Origin of the sequence: Kocuria sp. ZOR0020 (assembly GCF_000800955.1) — a bacterium.
Classification (GTDB): domain Bacteria; phylum Actinomycetota; class Actinomycetes; order Actinomycetales; family Micrococcaceae; genus Kocuria; species Kocuria subflava.
The window spans coordinates 1-262 of sequence record NZ_JROX01000403.1 but is presented as its reverse complement, the minus strand read 5'-3'; the positions used below and the strand labels follow the sequence as shown (position 1 = coordinate 262).

The following is a 262-nucleotide window of genomic DNA, read 5'->3' as shown; positions in this document are numbered from 1 at the left end:
GAAATTATCTTTGCTTTATCTAAAACTGGGTTATCAGTAATTGATAATTCTAGTAATCTAAATTTTCTACCGCCATACGGATAACCACCAATTGATACAAATTGACCGACCTCGTACAAGAGCGTAGTTTCGATTCTAAGCGAGTTTTCACTATTGTAATATACTTTACCTGATAAAAGTTCTAAGTGATCTTTACGTAGCTCTCTGTACCCTGTGAAGCTATCTATTCTATATTTGTCGCCATAAGTAGCAACATACTCAT

The 262-nt window shown here is 34.4% G+C and carries 1 protein-coding gene; it reads right to left on the bottom strand.

Annotated elements, in window-relative coordinates; translation table 11 throughout:
- Positions 1–262 (bottom strand): hypothetical protein (locus L979_RS16915; protein ID WP_047692875.1); only part of this gene is annotated, 262 nt, incomplete at both ends.